This is a genomic window from Kitasatospora sp. NPDC098663 (genome assembly GCF_044760075.1).
Classification (GTDB): Bacteria; Actinomycetota; Actinomycetes; order Streptomycetales; family Streptomycetaceae; genus Kitasatospora.
Window position 1 is genome coordinate 34,281 of sequence record NZ_JBIWAP010000043.1, and the last position, 25,097, is coordinate 59,377.

The following is a 25,097-nucleotide window of genomic DNA, read 5'->3' on the forward strand; positions in this document are numbered from 1 at the left end:
CCTCACCCACGGAGAACACCTTGAACGCACAGCCGGTCATTCCCGACGAGGCCGAGACCGACGGCCGGGTCGCCGTCGTCGGCCTCGCGGGCCGCTTCCCCGGAGCCGATTCCGTCGACGCGCTGTGGGAACTGCTGGCCTCCGGCACCGAGGCGATCAGCCGGTTCGGCCCCGAGGAGCTGCGGGCCGCCGGGGTGCCGGACGGCGAGGCCGGCAAGCCCGGGTACGTGGCCGCCAAGGGCGTGCTGGCGGACGTCGCCGGCTTCGACTCCCAGCTGTTCGGCTACAACGCGCTGGAGGCCTCGGTCATCGACCCGCAGCAGCGGATCTTCCTCGAATGCGCCTGGGAGGCGCTGGAGGACGCCGGCTGCGACCCCGACCGGGCGCGCGGGCCGATCGCGGTCTACGCCGGGTCGCTGCTGAGCACCTACCTGATCCACAACCTGCTGCCGCGCACCGACCTGCGGGACTCCCTCGGCGTGCCGATGCTCTTCCAGGGCAACCAGCCCGACCAGTTGGCCCCCCGCGCCGCGTACAAGCTCAACCTGCGCGGCCCGGCGGTCAGCGTGCAGACCGCCTGCTCGACCTCGCTGGTCGCGGTGCACCTCGCGGTGCAGAGCCTGCTGTCCGAGGAGTGCGACCTCGCGCTCGCCGGCGGCGTCACCGTCACCGTGCCGCACCGCTCCGGCTACCTGCCGGTGCCCGGCGGCATCGAGTCGCCGGACGGGCACTGCCGGCCCTTCGGCGCCGAGGCGGCCGGCACGGTCTTCGGCAACGGCGCGGGCGTCGTGGTGCTCAAGCGCCTCGCCGACGCGCTCGCCGACGGCGACCGGGTGCACGCCGTCATCCTCGGCTCGGCCGTCAACAACGACGGTGCGAACAAGGCGGGTTACACCGCCCCCGGGGTCGCCGGCCAGACCGCCGTGATCCGCGAGGCGCTGTCCGTCGCGGGCGTCGCCCCGGACAGCATCGGCTACGTCGAGGCGCACGGCACCGGCACCCCGATCGGCGACCCGATCGAGGTCGAGGCGCTCACCGCCGCCTTCCGCGCCGAGCAGGACGCCGACGACAGGTCCACCACCGGCTGGTGCGGCCTGGGCTCGGTCAAGTCCAACCTCGGCCACCTGGACACCGCCGCCGGCGTCACCGGCCTGATCAAGGCCATCCTGACGGTGCGCGGCGGCCGCATCCCGGCGAGCCTGCACGCCGAGGCCGTCAACCCCGGACTCGGCCTCGCCGACAGCCCGTTCTTCGTCCCGGCCGGCCTCACCGACTGGCCGGTCGCCGACGGCCCGCGCCGGGCCGCCGTCAGCGCCTTCGGCATCGGCGGCACCAACGCGCACGTGATCCTGGAGCAGGCCCCCGAGCCAGCCCCGCGCGAGGCCGCCGCACCGGGCGCCGTCCCCGTCGCCCTGCCGCTGTCGGCCCGCACCGCCGCCGCGCTGGACGCCGCCGCCGAACGGCTCGCCGACGACCTCGCCGCCCACCCGGACCGCCCGCTGGCCGACGTCGCCCGCACCCTGCGCACCGGCCGCCGCCAGCTGGTCCAGCGCCGCGTCGTGGTCGCCGACGACACCGCCGCCGCCGTGGCCGCGCTGCGCGGCGGCGGCCGCCGGGAGTCGGTCCGGGCCCGCGCCGGGCAGGGCGCCGCCCCCGTCGCCTTCCTGCTGCCCGGCCAGGGCGCGCAGTACCCGGGCATGGCCCTGGGCCTGCACCGGGCGCACCCGGTGTTCCGGGCCGCCCTGGACGAGGCCGCCGGCCTGCTGCGCCCGCACCTGGGCCTCGACCTGGTCGAGCTGCTGCGCGGCGGCGACGCCGACCTGCTGCGCCGCAGCTCCGTCACCCAGCCCGCCGTGCTGGCGGTCGGCCACGCCACGGCCGCGCTGTGGCGGCACTGGGGCGTGCGCCCGGCGGCGCTGCTGGGCCACAGCCTCGGCGAGTACACCGCGGCGCTGCTCTCCGGCGTCCTCGACCTGCCCGAGGCGCTCGCCCTGGTCGCCGCCCGCGGCCGGCTGATGGAGCAGACCGCGCCCGGCGCGATGCTGGCCGTCCCGCTGGACGAGGCGGCCGCGGCCGACCTCGCCGCCGCGCACGGCCTGGACCTCGCCGCCGTCAACGGACCGGGCGCCTCGGTGCTGTCCGGCACCGCCGAGGCCGTCGAGCGGGCCGCCGCCGAGCTGGGCGAGCGGGGCCTGCGCGCCCTGCGCCTGCCGGTGGAGCGGGCCTTCCACAGCGCCCTGTGCGCGCCCGCCGCCGAGCAGTTCGCGGCCGAGCTCGCCAAGGTCACGCTGCACGAGCCCACCGTGCCGTTCCTGTCCAACCTCACCGGCGACTGGATCACCCCCGAGCAAGCCACCGACCCCGGCTACTGGGTGCGCCAGATGCTCGCCCCGGTGCGCTTCCACGACGGGCTGACCCGCCTGGCGGCGCTCGACGAGCGGATGGTGCTGGTGGAGACCGGCCCCGGCAGCGTGCTGACCGACCTGGCCCGCGCGGCCGCCGAGGGCACCGCCGGGCCGCGGCTCGCCCTGCCGCCGCTGCCCACCCGCGGGCGCCGCGGCGCCGAGGACGAGCCCGGCAGCGCCGTCCTCGCGCTCGGCAGCCTGTGGGCGCACGGCGCCGCCGTCGACTGGGAGCCCGTCGACGCCGACGCCCGCCCCGCCGACCTGCCCGGCTACCCGTTCGAGCGGCTCCCGCACTGGATCGAGCCCGCCGTCCCCGGCCGGGCGCCCGCCACCGCGCTGCCCGCCGCGGACCTCGACGCCGTCCACGGGACCGTCACCTGGCGCCCGCTCGCCGAGAGCGCCGGGGACGACCCGCTGGCCGGCCGCCGCCAGACCTGGCTGGTCCTGCTGGACCGGGCCGGCGCCGCCCAGCCCCTGGTGGAGCTGCTGACGGCGCGCGGCCAGATCGTCACCACCGTCCAGCCCGGCCCGGCCTACCGCCGGGTGCGCCGCGGCGTCTACGAGCTCGACCCCGCCGACCCGGCCCAGTACGCGAAGCTGCTGGCCGACCTGCGCGGCCTGGTCCGCACGCCCACCGCCGTCCTGTACGCCTGGGGCCTGGACGAGACGCCGGACGAGACCGCCGGCTACTTCGGCCTGGTCCACCTCGCCCGGGCGATGTCCGCCGAGAGCGTGCTGAACGAGGTCCGGCTCGGCGTCGTGACCGCCGGGGCCTTCCCGGCCGCCCCCGGCGAGCAGCCCCGGCCCGCCGCCGCCCTGCTCAGCGGCCCGGTCCAGGTGCTCGGCGAGGAGTACCGCAACCTGCGCTGCACCCAGGTCGACCTCGCCGTCGGCACCGCGCTCGACGAGCCCGCCGCCGACGCGGTGGTGCGCGCCGTGCTCACCGGCCCGGCCCGGCTGCTCGCCCTGCGCGGGGGCGCCCTGCTCACCCGCACCGTCGAGCCCGCCGAACGCCCCGTCCCGACCGCCCCGACCCGGGTGCGGGCCGACAGCACCTGGCTGCTCACCGGCGGCCTCGGCGGGATCGGCCTGACCCTCGCCAGGGCCCTGGCCCGGGCCGGCGCCGCCCGGCTCGTCCTGCTCGGCCGCGGCGCCGCCGACGAGGCCGCGCTCGCCGCGGTGCGCGAGAGCGGCGCCGAGGTGCTGGCCGTCCAGGCCGACGTCACCGACGCCGCATCGCTGGACCGGGCGCTGGAACAGGCCCGTTCGGCCTTCGGCCGGATCGACGGCGTCGTCCACGCGGCCGGCGTGCCCGGCGGCGGCTCCGTCGAGCTGCGCTCCGACGACAGCATGCGCACCGTCCTCGCCCCCAAGACCGCCGGCCTGCGCCACCTGCTCGCCGCGCTGCGGCCCGGGGAGGCCGAGGTGCTGGTGCTCTGCTCCTCGCTCGCCACCCTGATCCCGACCTACGGCCAGGCCGACTACGCGGCCGCCAACGCCTACCTCGCCGCCGTCGCGGAGGCCGAGGCCGCGCGCGGCGAGCGCCACGCGGTGGCCGTCGACTGGGACATGTGGGCCGGCGTCGGCATGGCCAGCCGGGCCGAGGTCCCCGAGGCCCTACGGGCCTTCCAGGCCGACATGCTGGCCGGCGCGCTCACCCCCGAGCAGGGCGCCCGCGCCTTCGCCGCCCTGCTGGAGGGCCCGCCCGGCCGGGCCGTGGTGGCCCGGGCCGGCGCCGCGATCGCGGACGGCACGCTGCGCACCTCCGCCGCCCCGGCCGCCGAGGCCCCCCGGACGGCGGCCCTGCCCCGCCCCGAGCTCGCCACGCCGTACACCGCCCCGGCCACCCCGACCGAGGAGCGCCTGGCCGAGATCTACGCCGAACTGCTCGGCCTCGACCGGGTCGGGGTGGACGACGACTTCCTGGAGCTCGGCGGCCACTCGCTGCTGGCCGCCCAGATCGCGGCCCGGCTGCGGGCCGAGTTCGAGGTCGACGTCCCCGCCCGGGTCTTCTTCGAGGGCGGCCGCGTCGCCGACCTCGCCACCGAGATCGAAGACCGCATCCTCGCCGACCTGGAGAACCAGTGACCAACCCCGCAGGCCGCCGCGAGGACCGCCTCGCCCGGCTCACCCCCGAGCAGCGCGCCGCCTTCGAGGCGCGCGCCCGGGGCCGCGCAGGCACCACCCCGGCCACCCCGGCCGGCCCCGCCGCCCCGGCCCCGGCCGTGCCGCCGCGCGACCCGGCGCTGCCGGCGCCGCTGTCCTTCGGCCAGGAGCGACTCTGGTTCCTGGAGCAGCTCACCCCCGGGCTCGGGGTGTTCAACGAGTACGTGGGCCTGCGCCTGAGCGGCCCGCTGGACGTCGCCGCGCTGGAGGCCGCGCTGGACGGCCTGGTGGAGCGGCACGAGGCGCTGCGCACCGTCATCGCCGCCGGCCAGGACGGCCCGGTGCAGCGGGTGCTGGAGCGCACCGCACCGGTGCTGCGGGTGATCGAGCCGGCCGGCGGCGAGGCCGGCTGGAGCGAGGCCGAGGAGCGCGCGCTGGCCGAGCGGGAGGCGGCCCTGCCGTTCGACCTGGAGCACGGCCCGCTGCTGCGCGCCCTGCTGATCCGCTCCGCGCCCGAGCGCGCCCTGCTGGTCGTGGTCAACCACCACCTGGTCGGCGACGCCTGGTCCCGCGCGGTGCTGGTGGAGGAGCTCTGCGCCCGCTACCGGGCCTTCCGCGAGGGCGGCCCGGCCCCCGAGCCGCTCGCCGTGCAGTACGCCGACTGGGCGCAGTGGCAGCGCCGCGAGCTCACCGACACCGCGCTGGCCGAACCGCTCGGCTACTGGCGCGAGCGTCTGGAGGGCGCCCCGCACGTCCTGGAGCTGACCACCGACCGGCCCCGGCCGGCCGTGCCCAGCCACCGGGGCGGCCGGGTGCACTTCACCCTGAACGCCGCCACCACCGAGGCCGTGGAGGGCGCCGCCCGGGCGGCCCGGGCCACCCCGTTCATGGTCACGCTGGCCGCCTGGCAGGCCGTCCTGATGCGCCACTCCGGCCAGCAGGACGTCGTGGTCGGCGTGCCCACCGCGGGCCGCGACCGGCCCGAACTCGCCGGGCTCGTCGGCATGTTCGTCAACAGCCTGGTGCTGCGCTCGGACCTCTCCGGCGACCCGACCTTCGGCGAACTGCTCGGCCGGGTCCGGGAGACCTCGCTCGGCGCGCTGGCCCACACCCAGGTGCCCTTCGAGCGCCTGGTCCGCGAGCTGCGCCCGGACCGCGACCTCAGCCACGCCCCGCTCTACCAGGTGCAGTTCGGCTACCGCAACGTCCCCGCCCCCGACATCGCCCTGCCCGGCGTCACGGTCGAGCTGGTCGAGCTGGACAACGGCCTGTGTCGCACCGACCTGAGCCTGGAACTCGCCCGCGACGGCGAACTCACGGCAGGCGTCTGCGAGTTCAGCGGCGACCTGTTCGACGACGACACCGTGCGCACGCTGACCGAAGCCCTCCAGCGGGTGCTGGCCCGCGGCGCCGCCGACCCCGGCCTGCGGCTCTCCGACCTGCTCGCGCTCACCCCCGTCGAGCAGGCCCTGCTGGTCTCGGCCGGCGACGGCCCGGCGCTGCCCGAGGACGCGCCGGACGTCGTGACGGCCTTCGCCGAGGCCGTGCGCACCCGCCCGGACGCCGAGGCCGTGCTGCCCGGCGGCCGCCCGGACCTGGCCCTCACCTTCGCCCGACTGGACGCCCGGGTCGACGAGTTGCTCGCCCGGCTCCAGGCCGCCGGGGTGCGCCCCGGTGACCGGGTCGGCCTGTGCCTGCGCCGCGGCACCGACCTGCCCGCCGCCATGCTCGCCGTGCTCCGGGCCGGCGCCGCCTACCTGCCGCTCGACCCGGACTACCCGGCGGCCCGGCTGCGCCACGTGGTCGAGGACGCCGAGCCCGCCGTGGTCGTGGTGCACGCCGCGACCCGGGACGCCGCGCCCGCCGGCGCGCCGCTGCTCGACCTCGACGCCCCGGCCGGGTCCGCCGAATCCGCCGGACCCGCACCCGTATCCGTATCCGCACCCGTATCCGTGGACCCGGACGCGCCCGCGTACATCATCCACACCTCCGGCTCGACCGGCCGCCCCAAGGGCGTCGTCGTGCTGCGCCGCAACCTCACCGCCTTCCTGGCGGCGATGGACCGCGTGCTGGCGGACGACGGGGAGCCCGCCACCTGGCTGGCCGTCACCAGCGTCTCCTTCGACATCTCCGTCCTGGAACTGCTCTGGACTCTCAGCCGGGGCCACCGCGTCGTGGTCAACCCCGACCCCGGCACGGCGGCCCCCGCCCCGGCCGCACCGACCGCACCGGCCTCGTCGGACGCCCCGGCCGCCCCGGCCGTCCCCGGGTTCAGCCTCTTCTACTTCGCCAGCGACACCGCCGGCGCCGAGCCCGGCCCCGACCAGTACCGGCTGCTGCTGGACGGCGCCCGCTTCGCCGACACCAACGGCTTCTCCGCCGTCTGGCTGCCCGAGCGGCACTTCCACGCCTTCGGCGGGCCGTTCCCGGCCCCCTCGGTGCTGGCCGCCGCGATCGCCCAGGCCACCGAGCGGATCGGGATCCGGGCCGGCAGCGTGGTGCTACCGCTGCACCACCCCGTCCGGGTCGCCGAGGAGTGGTCGGTCGTCGACAACCTGTCCGGCGGGCGGGTCGGGCTCTCCTTCGCCTCGGGCTGGCACGCCGACGACTTCGTCCTCGCCAAGGACGCCTACCAGGACCGCCAGGCGCTCACCGTCAGCGGGATCGAGCAGGTGCGCCGGCTGTGGCGCGGCGAGCGGCTCCCCTTCGAGGGGCCCGGCGGCCGCACCGTCGACGTCCAGGTGCTGCCCCGCCCCGTCCAGGCCGAGCTGCCGTACTGGCTCACCTCCTCGGGCAACCCCGAGACCTGCCGCACGGCCGGCCGGGTCGGCGCCCGGCTGCTGACCCACCTGCTGGGCCAGAGCGTCGAGGAACTCGCCGAGAAGATCGCCCTCTACCGGGAGGCCTGGCACGAGGCCGGCCACCCGGGCGAGCCGCACGTGACCCTGATGCTGCACAGCTACGTCGGCGCCGACGCCGCCGACGTCCGGGCGCACGCCTGGCAGCCGTTCCGCGACTACCTGCGCAGTTCGGTCGGCCTGATCGAGAACCTGGCCCGCGGCCTCGGCATGGACGTGCGCAGCAGCGACTTCACCGCGGAGGACCAGGAGGCCCTGCTCGACCACGCCTGTGCCCGCTACCTGGGCCACGGCTCGCTGATCGGCACCGCCGAGGAGTGCCTGCCTCTGGTGCACCGGCTGGCCGCGGCCGGCGTGGACGAGATCGGCTGCCTGGTCGACTTCGGCGTCGACACCGACGTCGCGCTGGCCGCCCTGCCCCGGCTGGCCGAGCTGCGCCGCACCGCGGCCGCCGCACCGGCCCCCGCCCCGGCCGCCCTCGCGGTCGCGGCCGACACCGAGCTGACGGCGCTGGTGCGCGCCCACGGCGTCACCCACCTGCAGTGCACCCCCTCGCGGGCCCGCACCCTGCTCGACGAGGCCGACCCGCAGGCCCTGCGCGGCCTGCGGCAGCTGCTGCTCGGCGGCGAGGCCCTCGACGCCGAGCTGGTGCGCCGGCTGGCCGGACACCTCGGCGGCCCGATCCGCAACATGTACGGGCCGACCGAGACGACCGTCTGGTCCACCACCGCCGAGGTCGACCCGGCCGAGGGCCTGGTCACCATCGGCGGCCCGATCGCCGGCACCACCGTGCGCGTCCTCGACCCGTACGGGCGCCGGGTGCCCGTCGGCGTGCCGGGCGAACTCCTGATCGGCGGCGCCGGGGTGACGGCCGGCTACCTCGGGCTGCCCCGGCTCACCGACGAACGCTTCGTCGCCGACCCCGAGACGGCCGCCCCCGAGATGTCCGACCCCGAGTCAGCGGGCCCCGAGTCGGCCGCCCCCGAGACGGCAGGCCGTGAGTCGACCGCCCGGCTGTACCGCACCGGCGACCTCGTCCGCACCCTGCCCGACGGCCGCCTCCAGTACCTCTCGCGCAACGACCACCAGGTCAAGATCCGCGGCTTCCGGATCGAGACCGGCGAGGTGGAGGCCGCGCTCACCGCGCTGCCCGGCATCCGCCAGTGCGTGGTCACCGCCTACGGCCTGGGCACCGCCCGGGCCGCGCTGGCCGCCTACCTGGTGCCCGAGGACCCGGCCGCCCCGCCCGCCCCGGCCGAGCTGCGGGCCGCCCTGGCCGGTCAGCTGCCGGGCTTCCTGATCCCGTCCCGGTTCATCCCGCTCGACGCGCTGCCGCTCACGAGCAACGGCAAGGTCGACCGCGCGGCGCTGCCCGCCCCCGAGACCGTCCCCGCCGCCGGCCGCGACCGCACCGCGCCCGCCACGCCGACCGAGGAGCGGATCGCCGCGATCTGGCGCGAGGCCCTGACGCTCGACGAGGTCGGCACCGAGGAGGACTTCTTCGAGCTCGGCGGCCACTCCCTGCTGGCCGCCCGGATGGTCGCCGGGATCCGCCGCGACCTGGACGTCCAGCTGCCGCTGCGCACCCTGTTCGACTCGCCGACCGTCGCCGCCCTCGCCCGGGCCGTGGACGCGCTGGGCGCCGGCGGGGCCACCGCGGCGCCCGCCGAACCGGTCGAGCTGCTGCCCGACCCGGCCCGCCGCCACGAGCCCTTCCCGCTGACGGACGTGCAGCGCGCGTACTGGATCGGCCGCAGCGGCGCCGTCGGCGGCGACGTCGCCTGCCACCTCTACCTTGAGGTGGACGTCGCCGACGTCGACCCGCTGCGCCTCCAGGACGCCTGGCAGGCCCTGGTGCGGCGGCACGACGCGCTGCGCCTGGTCTTCGCCGAGGACGGCACCCAGCGCATCCTGCCCGAGGTGCCCGCGTACCAGCTGGCCGTCGAGGACCTGCGCGGGCTGCCGGAGCCCGAGCGGGCCGACGCCCTCGCCGGGACCCGGGCCCGGATGTCGCACCAGGTGCTGCCCGCCGACACCTGGCCGCTGTTCGAGCTGCACGCCAGCCGGACCGAGGGCACCGACGCCCGGCTGCACCTGAGCATCGACACCCTGATCGCCGACGGCGGCAGCGTGCAGATCCTGCTGCGCGAGCTGCTGGCGATCTACCAGGGCTCGCTCGACCCGCGCCCGATGGAGCTCTCGTTCCGCGACTACGTGCTGGCCGAGCAGACCCGCCGCGAGGGCCCCGCCCTGCAGCGCGACCTCGACTACTGGCACGGCCGCCTGGAGACCCTGCCGCCCGCCCCCGCGCTGCCGCTGGCCCGGCGCCCCGAGGAGCTGACGCAGACCAGGTTCCACCGCCGCGAGGCGCACCTGCCCGCCGAGCTGTGGGAGCGGCTGAAGGGCCGGGCCGCCGCCGGCCGGGTCACGCCCTCGGCGCTCGCCCTGGCCGCCTACGCCACCGTGCTCGGCACCTGGGCGGCGGCCGACCGCTTCACCCTCAACCTCACCCTGTTCAACCGCGTCGGCGAGCACCCCGACCTGGCCGCCATGGTCGGCGACTTCACCGCGCTCAGCCTCTTCGAGGTGGACGGCGCCACCGCCGGCTCCTTCGCCGACCGGGCCCGCCGACTCCAGGACCGGCTCTGGGAGGACCTGGACCACCAGCTGGTCAGCGGCGTGCGGGTCGGCGGCGACCTGGCCCGCCGGCGCGGGGTGGCCGACGCCGCCATGCCGGTCGTCTTCACCAGCGAGCTCGGCGCCGGCGAGGTCGGCGGCGGCCGGGTCCTGCGGGAACTCGGCGCCAGGGTCGCCCACACCATCACCCAGACCCCCCAGGTCTGGCTGGACCACCAGATCTCCGAGGACGAGGGCCGGCTGCGGCTGACCTGGGACGCCGTCGAGGAGCTCTTCCCCGAGGGCCTGCTCGACGCGATGTTCGAGGCCTACACCGGCCTGCTCACCGCCCTCGCCGAGCGGCCCGACGCCTGGACGGACCCGCACCTGGCCGCCCTGCCCGCCGCCCACGCCGAGGCCTACCGCGCGCTCAACGCCACGGACGGCCCGCGGCCCGACGGGCTGCTGCACGAGCCGTTCCTCGCCCAGGCGCGCACCGCCCCCGAGCGGACCGCCGTCGTCTCCGCCACCGGCACCGTGACCTACGGCGAGCTGGAGCGCGCCTCCGCCGCCGTGGCCCACGCGCTGCGCGGCGCCGGCGTCGGCCCCGGCGAGCTGGTCGGCGTGCGCGCCGACCGGGGCTGGGAGCAGGTCGCGGCCGCGATCGGCGTGATCCGGGCCGGCGGCGCCTACCTGCCGCTGGACGCCGGACTGCCGGCCGCCCGCGTCGCCCGCTCGCTCGAACACGCCGGCGCCACCGCGCTGCTCGCCCGGGAGTCCTGGGACGCGGCCGGCGCGGTGCCGGCCGGCGTCACCCTGCTGGGCTTCGAGCAGGCGCTGGCCGCCCCGGCCGACACCGAGCCGGCCCCGGTGCCCACCACCCCGGCGGACCTCGCGTACGTCATCTACACCTCGGGCTCCACCGGTGACCCCAAGGGCGTGATGATCGACCACCGCGGCGCGCTCAACACCGTGGTGGACGTCAACGACCGGTTCCGGGTCGGCCCCGCCGACCGCGTCCTCGGCCTCTCCTCGCTCGGCTTCGACCTCTCGGTCTACGACCTGTTCGGCACCCTCGCCGCCGGCGCCGCGCTGGTGCTGGTCGGGCCCGGGGAGGAACGCGACCCCGCGCGCTGGTCCCGGCTGGTCGCCGAGCACGGCGTCACCGTCTGGAACTCCGTCCCCGCGCTGATGGAGATGCTGCTCGCGTACGCCGGCGGCAACCCGGCCGCCGACCTGGAGTCGCTGCGCCTGGTCATGCTCAGCGGCGACTGGATCCCCGTCGGCATGCCCGACCACGTCCGCGCGCTGTCGCCCAAGGCCGAGGTGATCAGCCTGGGCGGCGCCACCGAGGCGTCGATCTGGTCCGTGCTGCACCCGATCGGCGCGGTCGAGCCGGGCCGCCCGAGCATCCCGTACGGGCGGCCGATGCGGAATCAGGGCATGGTCGTCCTGGACGAGGCCTTCCGGCCGCGCCCGGTCGGCGTCGCCGGCGCCCTGTTCATCACCGGCGTGGGCCTGGCCGTCGGGTACCGCAACGCCCCCGAGCTCACCGCCCGGGCGTTCCGGACCCACCCGGTCACCGGGGAGCGCCTGTACCGCACCGGCGACCTGGCCCGGCTGCTGCCCGACGGCGAGCTGGAGTTCCTCGGCCGGGAGGACTGCCAGGTCAAGGTGCGCGGCATGCGCATCGAGCTGGGCGAGATCGAGTCGGCGCTGGTCCGGATGGACGGCGTCCGGGAGGCGGCGGCGCTGGTCGAGGGCAACGGGCTCGGCGCCCGGCTCGCGGCCTTCGTGGTCCGCGAGGCCGCCCGGCCGCAGCCCGCCGCCCCCGCTCCCGCGGTGGCCCCGGCCCTGGACGCCGAGCGGGTCCGCCGGCTGGAGGCGCGCCTGCGCCAGCCCGGCCGCCGCGCCGACCTGGCGGGCCGTGAGGTCCTGCCGTTCGCCCTGCCGACCGACACCCTGGACCTGCGCCGGGCCGCCGCCCTGCGCGGCGCCGCCACCGGTTTCGCCGACGCCCCCGTCCGGCTGGCCGACCTGCACGCGCTGCTGACCGTGCTCGCCCGCCAGGACGAGGACGGCGTGCCCCGGTACGCCTACGGCTCGGCCGGCGGCCTGTACCCGGTGCAGACCTACCTGGCCGTCGCCCCCGGCAAGGTGGCGGGCCTGCCGGCCGGCACCTACTACGTCGACCCGGCCGGGCCGGCGCTGGTCGCCCTCGACGGTGCACCGGGCTCGGCCCGGGCCCTGGACCGGGCGCTCTACAGCGAGGCCAACGGGCCGCTGCTCGACCAGGCCGGCTTCGCCGTCTTCCTGGTCTCCCGGACCGCCGCGATCGCCCCGGTGTACGGCGACCTCGCCGACCGCTTCTGCCTGCTGGAGGCCGGGGCGATGGCGCAGCTGCTGCGTCACCGCGCCGCCGACTGCGCGGTGGCGCTCTGCCCGATCGGCGACGTCTTCCCGGAGCCGCTGCACGAGGCGCTGCGGCTGGAGGACGGCCAGCGCGTGCTGCACACGCTCGTCGGCGGTCGGCCGCTGAACGCGGCCGCAGAGGAGACCGGCTCCGGCGCGGACTGGACGGCCGCGCTGCGCGACGCGCTCGCCGAGCGACTGCCCGGCTACATGGTTCCGCAGCAGGTGCGGGCGGTGGAGGCGCTGCCGCTGTCCGCCAACGGCAAGGTCGACCGGGCGGCGCTCGCCCGGCTGGGCGCCGCGGTGCCCGCCCCCGCCGTCGTCTCCACCGGCCCCGTCGCCCCCGCCCTCGCGGCGGCACCGGCGGCACCGGCGGCACGAGCGGCGGCGCACGGGCCGGGCGCGCACGGGCCGGGCGCGCTCGGCGCGATGGAGCGGCTCACCGAGCTGTGGCGGGAGGTGATGGACGGGGCGGAGGTCGGCGTCGACACCAACTTCTTCGAGGCCGGCGCCAACTCCATCCACCTGGTCCGGGTCCAGCGGCGGATCGCCGAGGACTTCGGGCAGGAGCTCTCGGTGGTCGAGATGTTCGACCGGCCGACCATCCGTCACCTGGCCGAACTGCTGGACCGCCCGGCCGCCGCCCCGGCGCCGCAGGCGGCACCGGCCGCACCGGCCGCACCGGCACCCGAGCCCGCCCCGGACACCGCCGCGGCAGACACCGCGCAGCCCGCCGGCGGCGACCGCCGGCAGCACCACGAACGGCGCCGCGCCGCCCGCCGAGGCGGCTCCGGCACCGGCCCGACCGGCTGACCTGGACGGCCGGCGGCCGACACCCCGCACCCCGTGCCGGGCGTCGGCCGCCGGACCCCCGCGAGCCGCGTCGCATCACCACCCATGAGGAGAAAGCCCGATGACCACCCACGCCCCCGGGGGCCCGGCCGCCGCACCGCCGGACCTGCCGGACGCGATCGCCGTGACCGGCCTCGCCTGCCGGTTCCCCGGAGCTCCCGACGCCGGGGCCTTCTGGGCCAACCTGGTCGCGGGCCGCGAGAGCGTCACCTTCCGGACCCCCGAGGAGCTGGCGGCCCTGGGCGTCCCCGCCGAACGGCTGGCCGACCCCCGGTTCGTCGGGGCGGGCGGCGTGCTGGAGGGCCTCGCGGAGTTCGACGCCGAGTACTTCGGCATCCCGCCCCGCGACGCCGAGCTGATGGACCCCCAGCACCGGCTGTTCCTGCAGTGCGCGGTCACCGCGCTGGAGGACGCCGGGCAGCTGACCGACGGCGTCGAGGGCGGCGTGGGCGTCTACGCCTCGGCCGGCTTCAACTCCTACCTGACGCACCACCTGCTGCCCAACGCGGCCCACCTGGCCGACCGGGCCGACGTCCAGTGGCTGGCCGCCGGGGACAAGGACTACCTCGCCACCCAGACCTCCTACCGGCTGGGCCTGACCGGCCCGAGCCTGAGCGTGCAGAGCGCCTGCTCCTCCGCCCTGCTCGCGGTCCACCTGGCCGCCGAGGCGCTGCTCAGCGGCGAGTGCGACGTGGCGCTGGCCGGCGCCGTCTCCGCCGGGATCGGCCAGGGGCTCGGCTACCTGCACGCCGAGGGCGGCATCCTCTCCGCCGACGGGCACTGCCGCCCCTTCGACGCCGACGCGACCGGCACGGTCTTCGGCAGCGGCGTCGGCGTGGTGGTACTGAAGCGGCTGGCCGACGCGGTCGCCGACGGCGACACCGTGCGGGCCGTGCTGCTCGGCTCGGCGGTCAACAACGACGGGAACCGCAAGGTCGGCTTCACCGCGCCGAGCCTGGACGGACAGGTCCGGGTCGTCTCGGCGGCCCAGTCCGTGGCCGGGGTCACGCCCGGCGAGGTCTCCTGCATCGAGGCGCACGGCACCGGCACCGCGCTCGGCGACCGGATCGAACTCGCCGCGCTGGGGCGGGTGTTCGCGGACGCCCCGGACTCCCGCCGGGTGCTCGGCGCGGTCAAGTCGAACGTCGGCCACCTGGACACCTGCGCCGGGATGGCCGGGCTGATCAAGACGGTGCTCGCGCTCCAGCACCGCACGCTGCTGCCGACCGTGCACTTCGAGAACCCCAGTCCCGAACTGTCCCCCGGCCTGTTCCGGGTGCTGACCGAGGCCGAGCCGTGGACCGGCCGCGACGGCGCCCGGATCGCGGGCGTCAGCTCCTTCGGAATCGGCGGCACCAACGCCCACCTGATCCTCCAGGACGCGCCGACGCTGCCCGCCGAGCCCGCCGCGCCCGCCGCCGAGCCCGCGCGGTGGGAGCTGCTGCCGCTGTCCGCCAGAAGCGAGCGGGCGCTCGACCGGGCCGCCGAGCGGATCGGCGCGGCGCTGGCCGGCCCCGGTGCGCCCGACGCGGGCGACGCCGCGTTCACCCTCCAGACCAGGCGGCGCCACCACTCCTGGCGGCGCGCCGTCCTGACCGGGCGTTCGAGCGAGGCGTCCCCCGCCGCCCAGGCCGTCCAGGCCGTCCAGGCCGTCGGGACCGGTCAGAAGGTCGCCTTCCTCTACCCCGGGCAGGGGGCCGGCCACCCCGGCATGGCGGCCGAGCCGTACCGCGCCGAGCCGCTCTTCCGCGCCGCGCTCGACCGCTGCCTGGACGCCCTGCGGCCGTGGACCGCGGCGCCGCTGCGCGAGCTGCTGCTCGACCCGGCCCACCCGGACCTGTTCGACCGGACCGAGACCGCCCAGCCGGCCCTGTTCGCGGTGGAGTACGCGCTCACCGCGTGGTGGACGGGGCTCGGCATCCGGCCGGTCGCACTCGCCGGGCACAGCGTCGGCGAGTTCGCGGCCGCCTGCGCCGCCGGGGTCTTCGACCTGCCCGGCGCCGCCCGGCTGGTGGCCGAACGCGGCCGGCTGATGGGCACCATGGCGCCCGGCTCGATGCTGAGCGTCCCGCTGCCCGAGCCGGAGCTGCGCGCCCTGCTGGACGACCCGGCCGGGCCGGAGCCGGCCGCCGTCAACGCGCCCGACCGCTGCGTGGTGGCCGGCGCCCCCGAGGCGGTCGCGCGGCTCGCCGAGCGGCTGGCCGCGCGCGGCGTGGCCGCCCGGCAGCTGGCCGTGCGGCACGCCTTCCACTCCCGGGACGCCGAACCGCTGCTGGAGGAGTTCGCCCGGCTGGTCGCCACCGTCCCGGTCCAGGCGCCCGCCGTGCCGCTCGTCTCCGGCCTGACCGGGCGTGAGCTCACCGCCGAGGAGGCCGCGTCGCCGGAGTACTGGGCGCGCCAGCTGCGGCACACCGTCCGCTTCGCCGACGCGCTCGCCGCGCTGCCGGGCGACGGCCCGCTGCTGGAGCTCGGCCCCGGCCGGGGGCTGAGCGGCTTCGCCGTGCGGACCCTGGGCACCGGGCGCCCCGCGCTGCCCACCCTCGGCGGTGCCGCGCCCGCCACGGACCAGCCGCCGGCCCGGCTCACCGCGCTGGCCCGGCTGTGGGAGCGGGGCGCCGAGGTCGACTGGTCCGCCCTCGGCGAGCGGGCCGGGCGCCGGCACGTCTCGCTGCCGGGCTACCCGTTCGAGCCCACCCGGCACTGGTTCGAGCCCACCGCCGCCGAGCCCACCGCCGCCGTCACCGCCCAGGGCCCCGCCGAGCCCGCGCGGGTCTCCGACGGTGCGAGCGGCGTGGACGACTGGCTGCACGTCGTGTCCTGGACGCAGGCGCTGCCGCCGTCCGGCACCGGGCCGCTCCCGCCGTCGGTGCTCCTGCTCGCCGACGAGTCCGGCCTCGCCGAGGCCGTCGCCGGAGAGCTCACCGTCGCCGGCGCCCAGGTCAGCCTGGTCCGCGCCCGCGCCGGGGCGTCCACCGCGCAGGACACCCCGTTCACGCTCGACACCCCCTTCACGCTCGACGCCGACGACCCCGCCGCCTTCCCCGCGCTCGCCGCCGCCCTGGCCACGCGCGGCACCGCGCCGGACGCCGTCCTCTCCTGCTGGGCCCTGGACACCCCGCCGCTGCACTCGGCCACCCCGGGCGAGGCGGCCGACGGCGCGCTGCGCGCCCTCACCGTCCCGGTCCAACTCGCCCGGGCCCTGGGCGAGGCGTTCCCCGGCCGGCCGCTGCGGATGCTGCTCGTCACCGACGCCGCCCACGGGCTGCCCGGGCAGCCCGCCCGCACCCCGCAGGCCGCCGCCGGGCTGGGCGCGGTGCGGGTGCTGCCGCAGGAGCTGCCCGGCGTCACCGTGCACGCCCTCGACCTGGACTGCCCGACCCGGGAGCCCGCGGAACTGGCCCTGGCGGCGCAGACCGTGGTGGCGCAGCTGCGCGCCGGGCACGCCGCGGCGCCGCTGACCGCCGTCCGCGGCCGGGCGCACCTGGTGCCGGCCCCGGAGCGGCCCGTCCTCACCGACCCGGCCGGGCCGCAGCCCGCCGCGCCGTCCGGCGTGTGGCTGGTCACCGGCGGCCTGGGCGGGATCGGTCTGGCCGTGGCCGGCCACCTCGCCGAGGACGCCGACCGGACGCTCGTCCTGCTCACCCGCCGCGCCGTCCCCGACGGCGCCGGCTGGCGGAGCCTGCGTCCCGAGGGCTCGGCGCCCGCCGCGAGCTGCCCGCCGGAGCTGGCCGAGGCCCTCGCCGGGCTGACGGCGCACGGCGCCCGGCTCTGCCTCGTCCAGGCGGACGTCACCGACGAGGCCGCGCTCGGCGCCGCGCTCGACCGGGTCCGGTCCGCGTACGGCCCGATCGCCGGGGTGGTGCACGCCGCCGGGGTGCCCGGCGGCGGTGTCACCGCCCTGCGCAGCACCGGGGAGATGGCGCGGGTGCTCGCCCCCAAGGTGCTCGGCACCGTCCTGCTGGAGCGGCTGACGGCCGTGGACCGGCCGGTGCTGGTGCTCTGCTCCTCGGTGCTGGCGGTCACCGGCGCGGTCGGCCAGGCCGACTACACCGGCGCCAACGCCTTCCTGGACAGCTTCGCCGCCGGATCCCGGGCCGCCGTGTCGATCGGCTGGGACCGCTGGTCGCAGACCGGCATGGCGCTGCGGTCCGGCCGGCGCGACTGGCTCGACGGCGGCGAGGTGCTCGACCACGCCCTGTTCGACGCCCGCCGGGCGGAGCCGGACGGGACGGTGGAGCTGCGGCTGCGCCGCACCGGGCAGAGTACCTGGCCGGCCGAGGAGCACCGGATCGGCGACGTCCCGGTCCTGCCCGGCACCGCGCTGCTCGAACTCGCCGTCGCCGGGCACCGCTTGGCGGTCGGGGACGGGCCGGTCGAGCTGGACGCGGTCTTCACCCACCCGCTGCGGATGCCCGCCGACGCCCCGCCCGAGGTCACCCTGCGGCTGCGTCCGGCGCCCGACGGCGGGCACCTGTGGGAGGTGCGCTCCACCGCCGTGCCGTCCAGGCCGCACGCCCAGGGCCGGATCGCGCCGTACGGGGGCGATGCCCCCGAGCGCCTGGACCTCGACGGCCTCGCGGCCCGCTGCGCCCCGGTGCCGCAGGTCGCGGTGTCCTCCGTCGCCGGGGAGCGGCCCGGCGGCGCCAGCGGCCTGCGCACCGGGCCGCGCTGGGAGAGCGTCACCGAGGTCCGCGAGGACGGGAGCGGCGGGGCGATGCTGCGGCTGCGCCTGCCCGAGGCGTTCCACGGCGACCTGGCCGCGCACCCGCTGCACCCCGCGCTGCTGGACACCGCCACCGGCGCCGTCACCGCCCGCACCGGCAGCCACCTACCGGTCGCCTACCGCCGTCTGGTGGTGCTCGGCCCGCTCGGCCCCGAGGCCGTGGTGCGGGTGGACCGCCGCTCCGGTGACGCCGGGGCGGGCGACACGCTGGTCGTCGACGTGGTCGTCGCCGGGCCGGACGGCACTGCGGCCGTGCTCGTCGAGGGCTTCGTGCTGCGCCCGGCCCCGGCCGCCCCCGGCCCGGACGCTCCCGGCCCGGACGCTCCAGGCCCGGACGCGGAGAGCGGCATCCCGACCCGGCAGGGCCTGCTGGCCTTCGACCGGATCCTGGCCAACCGTCACCTCCCGCACGTGCTGGTCAGCCCCCGCGCGACCGGGCCGGCCGCGCCCGTCCCGGCCGCGTCGCAGGCCGCACCGTCCGCGCCGCAGGCCGCGCCGGCGACCGGCCCCGAGGGGCTGGAGGAGCAGATCGCCGCGGTCTGGTCCCGGCTGCTGGGCGTCCCCCGGATCGGCCCCGAGGACAGCATCTTCGAACTCGGCGGCGACTCCCTGCTGATCGTCCAGATCACCGCCGAACTCCAGCGGCAGGGCCTGGCCGTCTCCCCCGGCGACCTCTTCGCCCACCCCACCGTCGGACAGCTCGCCGCCCGGCTGCGCGCGGACCGCGCGCCCGCCGCCGCCCCGGCGTCCGACACCCCCGCCCCGCCCACCGCTCCCGCCGAGCCCGATCCGGCCCCCGCGAAGGGGTCGGGCGAGGCGTTCTCGGACGCGGACCTCAGCGAAGACGACCTGGCCCGGGTATTCGCCCTGTTCCGGTCAGGAGAGGACACCAAGTGAACGACATCGAGGACATCTACCCGCTCTCGCCGACCCAGGAGGGGATGCTCTTCCACAGCACCACCTCCCCCGAGCACGGCCTGTACGTCGAGCTGACCACCTTCCGGGTGCGCGGCGAACTGGACCTGACGGAGCTGGGAGCCGCCTGGCAGCGGGCCATCGCCCGGCACCCGGTGCTGCGCACGGCCTTCGTCCGCGAGCGGATCCGCACCCCGCACCAGGTGGTGCTGCCCAAGGCGGACCTGCCGATCGAGTTCCGCGACCTGTCCGGGCTGGACGAGCCGGCCCGGGAGCGCGCCGTCGCCGAGGAGCTGGAGCAGCGCGCCCGCGAGCGCTTCGACCTGGCCCGGCCGCCGCTGATGCGGCTGCTGGTGCTGCGCCTGCCCGACGAGCACCTGGTGGTGTGGACGTACCACCACCTGCTGCTGGACGGCTGGTCCGCCGCGCTGCTGCTGGCCGAGGTCACCGCCGGACTGTCCGGTGACGCCGCCGAGGCGCCCGCGCCGCCCGCCTTCCGCGAGTACATCGCCTGGCTGGGCCGTCAGGAGGCCGAACGCGACCGCGCGTTCTGGACCGGCTACCTGGCGGGCTACCGCGAGCCGGCGACGCTGAGCCTGCCGGGCGTGCGCCCGGGCGCCAAGCCGTCCGGCGACTTCCGCACGGTGCGGGCCGAGCTGCCCGCCGGGACCGTCACCGCGCTGCGGCGGCTGGCCGCCGGCAGGGCGACCACGCTCAGCAGCCTGGTCGAGGCCGCCTGGGCGGGGACGGTCGCGCGCCACAGCGGCCGCGACGACGTGGTGGTCGGCGTGACCGTCTCGGGCCGCCCCGTCGACCTGGACCGGGCGGACCAGATGCTCGGGATGTTCATCAACACCGTCCCGGTCCGGGTGCGGATCGACCGGGAGCTGCCCGGCGAAGAGTGGCTGGCCCGCCACGCCGCGACCCGCCACCCGCTGCTGGACCACCAGCACACCCCGCTGACCGACATCCAGCGCTGGGCCGAGACCGCGCCCGGCGTGCCGCTGTTCGACACCGTCGTGGTCGTCGAGAACTACCCGGACCGCACCGAGGCGGTGCTCTCCCACGGCGCGGTCACGGTCGGCGACGTCCGCTACGAGACCCGGACCAACTACCCGGTCACCCTGGTCGTGCGGGCCGCCGCCGAGATGCAGCTCCAGGCGGTGGTGGACGCCGGGCGGATCACCGCGGAGGAGACCGGCGCGCTGCTCGACCACGTCGTCGCGGTGCTGACCCGCATCGCCGCGCGGCCCGACCGCCCGGTCCGCGAGCTGCTCGCCGTCCCCGAGGCGGCCCGCGCCCGCCAGCTCGACACCTGGAACGGCAGCGAGATCGACCGCGGCGAGCCGTCGGCCCTGCTGTCCGGGCTGATCGACGACGCGGTCCGCAGCCGCCCGGACCACCCGGCGGTGGTCGACCAGCAGACCCGGTACAGCTACCGCGAACTCGACCGGCGGGCCGACGCCCTGGCCCGGCAGCTGGCCGCGCGCGGCGTGCGCCCCGGCGACCGGGTCGGCGTCTGCCTGGGCCGCAGTGCCGACCTGGTGACCGCGATGCTGGCCGTCGCCCGGGCCGGGGCCGCGTTCGTCCCGCTCGACCCGGCCCACCCGGTGGAGCGGATCGGCCTCGTCCTGGCGGACGCGGCCCCGGCCGTGGTGCTCACCGACGCGACCGGCGCGCCCGCGCTGGCCGGCTGGGACGGCACCGCCGTCGACCTGGCCTCCCTGGACCTCACGCTCCCGGAGGCCTCCGCCGAGCTGCCGGGCGCCGCCCCGGACGGCCTCGCCTACCTGATGTTCACCTCCGGCTCCACCGGCCGCCCCAAGGGCGTCGCCGTCGGCCACCGGGCCCTGGCGAACCTGGTGGACAGCCTGGCCCGCCGGCACCCCGGCCTCGACGGCGACACCCGCTTCCTCGCCCTCACCACGCTCAGCTTCGACACCTCGCTGGCCGAGCTGCTGGTGCCGCTCGCCGTCGGCGCGACGGTGCACGTGGGCGGCCAGGCGCTCGGGCTGAGCGGCCGCGAACTCGACCGCTACAGCGTCGAGCACGGCATCACCGCACTCCAGGCCACCCCGTCCCGCTACCGGGCGCTGCTCGACTCCGACTGGCAGGGCGCCGGCCGGCCCCGGCTCTACAGCTGCGGCGAGGCCTTCCCCGCGGACCTGGCGGCGCCGCTGGCCGAGCGCGGCGAGTCGGTGTGGAACATGTACGGGCCGACCGAGACCACCGTGTACTCCAGCGTCGAGCGGATCACCGCCGACACCACCCGGGTCACCGTCGGCCGCCCGATCGCCAACACGGTGCTGCACGTGCTGGACACCGTGGACGGCGAACTGCTGCCGGTCGGCTGCGTCGGCGAGCTGTGCATCGGCGGCGACGGCGTGGCCGAGGGCTACTGGCAGCGGCCCGAGCTGACGGCCGAGCGGTTCGTCACCGACCCGTTCACGGGCGGCCGGATGTACCGCACCGGCGACCACGCCCGCCGCCTGCCCGACGGGCGGATCGAACTGCTCGGCCGGATGGACCGCCAGCTCAAGCTGCGCGGCTACCGGATCGAGCCCGGCGAGATCGAGCAGGTCCTGCTGGCCCTGCCCGAGGTCGCGGCCGCCGCGGTCGCCGTCCGGGAGGGCCGCCTGGTCGCCTGGGTGGTGCCCACCGACCGGGGCGCCCCGCTCGACGCCCCCGGCGTCCAGGCCGGGCTGCGGCGCTCGCTGCCCTCGTACATGGTCCCCGAGGCGGTCACCGTCCTCGCCGAACTGCCGCTCACCCCGGCCGGCAAGACCGACCTGCTCGCCCTGCCCACCCCGGCCGGGTTCGCCGACGAGGCCGCGCCGGCCGGCGGGCCGAGCGGCACCGCGGACCACGAGGCGCTGGTGGCCCGGCTGTTCCGCGAGGTCCTGGCACTGCCGGAGGTCGGCTTGGACGACGACTTCTTCGAGCTGGGCGGCGACTCGCTGCGCGCCCTGCGACTGGTCTCCCGGCTGGAGGCGGAACTCGGCTGCTCGCTCGACATCGAGCTGCTCTTCGACTCCTCCACGGTCCGCGACCTCACCGCGGCCATCGGCCCCGCCCTGGCCGACGCCGACGCCCCGGGCTCCGACGCCGACCAGTGAACCAACCGGCGTCCCGGCCGGCCCCGGCCGCCGGGACGCCCCTGCACCGACCACACCGATTGGACACAACCTCCATGGCTAGCCCTACGGCCACGATTCTCGACGACGGCGAACGACGGCTCGACACCCTGCTCCTCTCCCGCTGGGAGGCCGACCCGGCGCACCCCGCCGTGGTCGACGGCGACCGGGTCCTGCTCGCGGGCGAGCTCAGGGACCGCACCGTGCGGGTCGCCTCGCTGCTGCGCGAGCGGGGCGTGCGCCCGGGCGAGCGGGTCGCGGTCTACCTGGAGCGCTCGGCCGACTTCGTGGTCGCCGTGGCCGGGGTGGTCCTGGCCGGCGCCGCCCAGGTCGCCTTCGACGTCAACGACCCGGTCGCCCGCACCCTCGACATGCTGGCCGACTGCACGCCCCGACTGCTGATCACCACCCCCGAACTGCGCTCCCGCTTCCCCGAGTCGCCGGGCACCGAGGTCGTCACCGTCGACGAGTGCGCGGCGGCCCGCCCGGCCGACCCGTTCGAGCCGGCGGCCGACCTCGCCGAGCAGCCCGCGGTCGTCATCTACACCTCCGGCTCCACCGGCAGGCCCAAGGCCTCGCTGATCCCGCACCGCGCGGTGACCACCCGCCTGCGGGCGCTCCAGCGCGGACACGGACTCGGCCCGGACGACCGGATGCTGCACCACACCGCGTGCAGCTTCGACATGTTCCTGATCGAGGTGTACTGGCCGCTGATCACCGGCACCACCATCGTCATCGCCGCCCCCGGCCGCCAGCGCGACGCCGACTACCTCGCCGAGACCATCCGCGCGGCCGACATCACCGTCTTCTACTGCGTGGTCTCGCTGCTGGAGCTGTTCCTGCTGGCCCGCGGGCCCGAGGAGCGCTTCGACGGCCTGCGGCGCGTCCTCACCGGCGGCGAGCCGCTCGCGCCCGAGCTGGTCCGCCGCTTCCACGCCCAGTCCACCGCGCCGCTGACCAACCTCTACGGGCCGAGCGAGTGCACCATCTACTGCACCGCCTGGGTGCCCCCGCGCGACCCCGGCCTGGACACCGTCTACATCGGCCCGGCCATCGAGGACACCACCCTGTGGATCCTCGACGAGGACGGCAAGCCCGTACCGGACGGCGAGCCCGGCGAGCTCTACATCGGCGGCGAGGGCCTCGCCCTCGGCTACCTCAACCGGCCCGAGCTCACCGCGGAGCGCTTCGTCCCGGACCACCTCGGCGACGGCCCCGGCCCGCTCTACCGCTCGGGCGACCTCGTCCGCACCCACCCGGTGGGCGGCCTGGAGTTCCTGGGCCGGGTCGACCTCCAGGTGAAGATCCGCGGCTACCGCATCGAACTGGGCGAGATCGAGTCCGCCGCCCTGCGGGTGCCCGAGGTCCGGCAGGCGGCCGTGGTCGCCCACGGCCGCGGCAGCGACGCCCGGCTGGTCGGCTTCCTGGTGCTCGCACCCGGCGCCGAGCCCGCGAGCGTCACCGCCGCCGTGCGCGAGACGCTGCGCGGCGCCCTGCCCTCGTACATGGTCCCGGCGTCGCTGGCCACCGTCGACTCGATGCCGCTGACCGCCAACGGCAAGCTGGACCGCGCCCTGCTGACCGAACGGGCCGGGACCGTCCTGCCCACCGTCACCGACGAACCGCAAGCACCGCCCGGCGACGGCGTGGCCGCCACCGTCACCACGGTCTGGTGCGAGGTCCTCGGACTGCCCGCCATCGGCCCGGACGACGACTTCTTCGAGATCGGCGGGGACTCCTTCAAGGTGGTCCGCGCCACCCGCAAGCTGGAGGCGCTGCTCGGCGTCGAGGTCCCGATGCACCTGATGTACGACGAGCCCACGGTGACGGCCTTCACCGCCGCCCTGGCCGAGCAGGGAACGGAGGGATCGCGGTGACTCCCCAGGTCGTCCGTTCCTTCGGCGAGCTCGACGCGATCGCCCGCGATCCGTCGGCCCCCGTCGTCACCCTGTTCAGCGGCGGGCTGGACAGCAGCTACCTGCTGCACCGCCTGGCCCGGGCCGGCGCCCGCAACGTCCACGCGGTCAGCGTCGACCTCGGCGAGGACGAGAGCAGCGAGCACAAGCAGCGGATCGCCGACCGGCTCGGCATCCGGCTGCACCTGGTCGACGGCCGGCAGGAGTTCGCCGAGGACTACGTCCGCCCGGCCATCGCCGCGCACGCCGTCTACCTCGACACCCACCCGGTCAGCTCCTCCCTCAGCCGCCCGCTGATCGCCAAGGTCGCCGTCGACACCGCCCGCGAACTCGGCGCCACCACCGTGCTGCACACCGCCAACCGCTCCCAGAACACCCTGCGCCGGCTCAACGGCGCCCTCGAACTGCTCGGCTTCGCCGGGCGCTACGGCAGCCCGTACGACCTGGACCCGGTGGACCGGGACCAGAAGATGCGCGAGCTCAAGGAAGCGGGCCTGGAGCAGCTGAGCGAGCGGCTGGTCAGCGGCGACTCCAACCTGTGGTGCCGGGAGTTCGAGTCCGGGATCCTCGACGACCCCGAGGACCACGCCGTGCCCGAGCGGCTCTACCAGTGGAGCGCGCTGCGCCCCGCCGAGGCCCCGGAGGCCGTCGAGGTCGCGTTCGAGGCCGGCCGCCCGGTCGCGGTGGACGGCCGCCGGCTGCCGCTGACCGAGCTGATCGACACCCTCAACCACCTGGTCGGCGCGCACGGCCTCGGCCGGTACAGCGGGCTCGAACACCTGGGCCACGGGCCGAAGGTGCTGGAGATCCGCGAGATGCCCGCCGCCTGGCTGCTGCTGCGCTCGCGCCGCCACCTGGAGACGGCCACCCTCTCCGCCGAACTGCTGCGGGAGAAGCTGAACCAGGAGCAGCTGTGGGTCCGCGAGGCGCTGGAGGGCCGCTGGTTCGGCGAACTGCGCCGGGCCAGCCAGGCGTTCATCGAGGTCTGCTCGGCGCACGTCACCGGCTCGGTGCGGTGGCGGCTCTCGGCGGGCTCGGCCGAGACCCGGGCCGTCGTCGCCGACCGGCCGCTCTACCTGCGCGACCGGGAGGCCTGGGAGCACCGGTCCGTCGCCGCCGAGCGCGCGGCGTTCGGCCCGAGCCGGCCGCAGGAGCGCTGA

Annotated in this window: 6 protein-coding genes; all 6 read left to right on the plus strand. The window is 77.2% G+C overall.

Annotation, left to right across the window (positions count from 1 at the left end; translation table 11 throughout):
* The first annotated feature begins 20 nt into the window (after positions 1 to 20).
* The gene (locus ACIQVZ_RS33720; protein WP_402455315.1) at positions 21 to 4,493 is read left to right on the plus strand and encodes an SDR family NAD(P)-dependent oxidoreductase; all 4,473 of its coding nucleotides are present in this window, start codon (positions 21 to 23) and stop codon (positions 4,491 to 4,493) included.
* Positions 4,490 to 13,210 (plus strand): amino acid adenylation domain-containing protein, encoded by an 8,721-nt coding sequence (locus tag ACIQVZ_RS33725; protein ID WP_402455318.1) that lies wholly within the window; start codon positions 4,490 to 4,492, stop codon positions 13,208 to 13,210. The genes ACIQVZ_RS33720 and ACIQVZ_RS33725 overlap by 4 nt, the downstream gene beginning before the upstream one ends.
* A 100-nt stretch (positions 13,211 to 13,310) precedes the next feature.
* Entirely contained in the window at positions 13,311 to 18,869 is a 5,559-nt protein-coding gene (locus tag ACIQVZ_RS33730; protein ID WP_402455321.1) for an SDR family NAD(P)-dependent oxidoreductase, read from the plus strand.
* Positions 18,866 to 22,003 carry an amino acid adenylation domain-containing protein gene (locus tag ACIQVZ_RS33735; protein ID WP_402455324.1) on the plus strand — a complete coding sequence of 1,046 codons (3,138 nt, stop codon included), beginning with the start codon at positions 18,866 to 18,868 and terminating at the stop codon, positions 22,001 to 22,003. Before ACIQVZ_RS33730 ends, ACIQVZ_RS33735 begins: the two co-directional genes overlap by 4 nt.
* A gap of 74 nt (positions 22,004 to 22,077) precedes the next feature.
* Complete coding sequence (locus ACIQVZ_RS33740) at positions 22,078 to 23,898, plus strand: non-ribosomal peptide synthetase (protein ID WP_402455327.1); 1,821 nt, start codon at positions 22,078 to 22,080, stop codon at positions 23,896 to 23,898.
* A complete protein-coding gene (locus ACIQVZ_RS33745) occupies positions 23,895 to 25,097 on the plus strand; it encodes an argininosuccinate synthase-related protein (protein WP_387817080.1) in 1,203 nt (400 codons plus the stop codon). Before ACIQVZ_RS33740 ends, ACIQVZ_RS33745 begins: the two co-directional genes overlap by 4 nt.

Excerpts from the sequence above, each read along its gene's own strand:
- ACIQVZ_RS33730 (WP_402455321.1), top strand. The coding sequence starts at position 13,311 with ATGACCACCCACGCCCCCGGGGGCCCGGCCGCCGCACCGCCGGACCTG.
- ACIQVZ_RS33740 (WP_402455327.1), top strand. The coding sequence starts at position 22,078 with ATGGCTAGCCCTACGGCCACGATTCTCGACGACGGCGAACGACGGCTC.